The organism is Stenotrophomonas sp. Marseille-Q5258, assembly GCF_946900935.1.
In the GTDB taxonomy this organism is placed as follows: domain Bacteria; phylum Pseudomonadota; class Gammaproteobacteria; order Xanthomonadales; family Xanthomonadaceae; genus Stenotrophomonas; species Stenotrophomonas nematodicola.
Map to the genome: position 1 here is coordinate 1 of NZ_CAMPPN010000055.1, position 2,714 is coordinate 2,714.

Here is a 2,714-nt window from a genome sequence, read left to right on the forward strand (position 1 = left end):
GCGTTTGGGGTGGAGCTGGCGGTCAAGGCGCTGTTCGAAGCGCCGACCATCCGCCAGCTGGCCACGCGGCTGGCGTCCGCGCCGGGCCGCCGCCGCGGCCCGGCGCTGCAGGCCCAGGCACTGAGCGGTCCGCAGCCGCTGTCGCATGCCCAGCAGCGGTTGTGGTTCCTGGACCAGCTGGAAGGCGGCTCGGCGACCTACAACATTCCGCTGGCGCTGCGCCTGAGCGGTCCGCTGCAGGTGCATGCGCTGGAGCAGGCATTGCACGCGATCCTGCAGCGCCACGCGGTGCTGCGCACCCAGGTGGTGTCCATCGATGGCACCCCGATGCAGCAGGTGGTGCCGCTGCCGGCGTGGACGCTGGCAGTGCAGCAGCTGGCCGAGCCGGCCTGGTCCGAGCGGCTGTCGGCGTTCGCCGCCGAGGTGTTCGACCTGTCGCGCGCGCCGATGCTGCGGGCGCTGCTGCTGTGGGATGGCGGCGAGCAGTACGCGCTGGGCCTCAACCTGCACCACATCGCCGGCGATGGCTGGTCGCTGGGCATTCTGGGCCGCGAGCTGAGCCAGCTGTATGCCGGCTACTGCCGTGGCGTGGAGGCATCGCTGCCGGTGCTGCCGGTGCAGTACGCCGACTATGCACGCTGGCAGCGGCAGTGGCTGGCCGAGGGCGAGCTGGAGCGTCAGCTGGGCTACTGGCGGCAGCAGCTGAGCGGCGCGCCGCCGCTGCTGGAGCTGCCCACCGACCATCCGCGACCGCTGCAGCAGGGCTATCAGGGCCAGGTGCAGGTGTTCCGGATTCCGGCGCAGGTGGAGCAGGGCCTGCAGGCGCTGGCGCGGCAGGAAGGGGCCAGCCTGTACATGGTGCTGCTGGCCGGCTTCAAGGCGCTGCTGTCCTGGTATGCCGGGCAGCAGGACATCGTGGTGGGTACGCCCACGGCCAACCGTGACCGGGTCGAGCTGGAAGGGCTGGTGGGCTTCTTCGTCAACACCCTGGTGCTGCGCGACCAGGTGGACTGGGGCGCGGACTTCGTGGCGCTGGTGCGCCAGGTGCGTGGGACGGTGCTGGATGCGCAGTCGCACCAGGATGTGCCGTTCGAGCACCTGGTGGACGCGCTGCAGCCGGAGCGCCGGTTGAGCCACACGCCGTTGTTCCAGGTGATGTTCGACATGCAGGGCGAGCTGGCGGCCGGGGGCGGCGGGCTGGCGCTGGAGCAGGTGCAGGTGGCCGAGTTCGCGGCCGGTGAGCATCGCATCGCCAAGTTCGATCTGCTGCTGTCGCTGGGCCAGGACGGGCAGGGTCTGGGCGGTGCGCTGGAGTACAACGTGGCGCTGTTCGAGCCGGCCACGGTAGCGCGCATGTGCACGCACCTGGTGCGTCTGCTGGAGCAGGTGGCCGCCGCGCCGCAGGCGCGGCTGGACCGGCTGCAGCTGCTGGATGCGCAGGAGATGGCGCAGCGCCGCCGCTGGGACGGGCCTGCACTGCCGATGCCCTGGCAGGGCGGGCTGGGTGCGCTGCTGAGCCGCCAGGCGCGCCAGCACCCGCAGGCACTGGCGCTGGAGTGCGGCGGTGAGCGTCTGGACTACGCCACGCTGGAGGCCCGTGCCAACCAGATGGCGCACCTGCTGCAGGCACGCGGCGTGGGCCCGGAAGTACGGGTGGGCGTGTGCCTGCGTCGGCAGGTGGAGCTGGTGGTGGCCCTGCTGGGAATTCTCAAGGCCGGTGGCACCTACGTGCCGCTGGATCCGGCCTATCCGGCCCAGCGCGTGCAGCAGATCCTGGACGATGCCACGCCGGCCTGGGTGCTGCTGGAGCCGGGCCTGCTGGCCGAGGAGGCGGTGCCGGCCGCCACGGTGCTGTCGCTGCCGGAGCTGTCCGATGCGCTGCGCGTGCAGCCGGTGCATGCCCCGGCGCAGGTGGTGTGGCCGGCGCAGCTGGCCTACACGATCTACACCTCCGGCTCGACCGGCCGCCCCAAGGGCGTGGCCATCAGCCACGGCAACGTCGAAGCGCTGTTGTACTGGTCCGCGCAGCGGTATCCGGCGCAGGCGCTGGCACGTACCGGCGCGGGTACCTCGATCTGCTTTGACCTGTCGGTGTTCGAGCTGTTTGCACCGTGGGCGCAGGGCGGTGCGGTGGTGCTGGTGGACGATGGCCTTGCGCTGGGCGATGCCTCGCTGCAGCTGACCCTGGTCAACACGGTGCCCTCGGTACTGCGCACGCTGCTGGAGCAGGGTGGGCTGGGGCCGACGGTGCAGGTGGTCAACGTGGCCGGCGAAGCGCTGGCCGGGTCGCTGGTGGAGGCCACGCTGGGCAGTGGCGTGGCGGCGATGTACAACCTGTACGGCCCGTCGGAAGACACCACCTACTCGACCGAGTGGAGGGCCGAGGCGGGCATGCGTCCGCTGATCGGACGGCCGCTGCCCAACACCCGCGCGCACGTGCTGGATGCGGCGTTGAACCCGGTGCCGCAGGGCACGGTGGGTGAGCTGTACCTGGCCGGTGCCGGCGTATCACGCGGCTATCTGGGCCGTGCCGAGCTGACCGCCGAGCGTTATCTGCCCGAACCGGGCAGCGACGGTGAGCGCATGTACCGCACCGGCGACCTGGTGCGTTACGGCGCCGACGGACAGCTGGACTACGTGGGCCGCGCCGACCACCAGGTCAAGGTGCGCGGCTTCCGCATCGAGCTGGGCGAGGTCGAGATCGGCCTGCGTGG

Annotated in this window: 1 protein-coding gene; it reads left to right on the forward strand. The window is 71.5% G+C overall.

Features of this window, described 5'->3' with window-relative positions; translation table 11 throughout:
* A partial coding sequence (locus OC534_RS19195) for an amino acid adenylation domain-containing protein (RefSeq protein WP_262072409.1) occupies positions 1–2,714 on the forward strand: 2,714 nt, incomplete at both ends.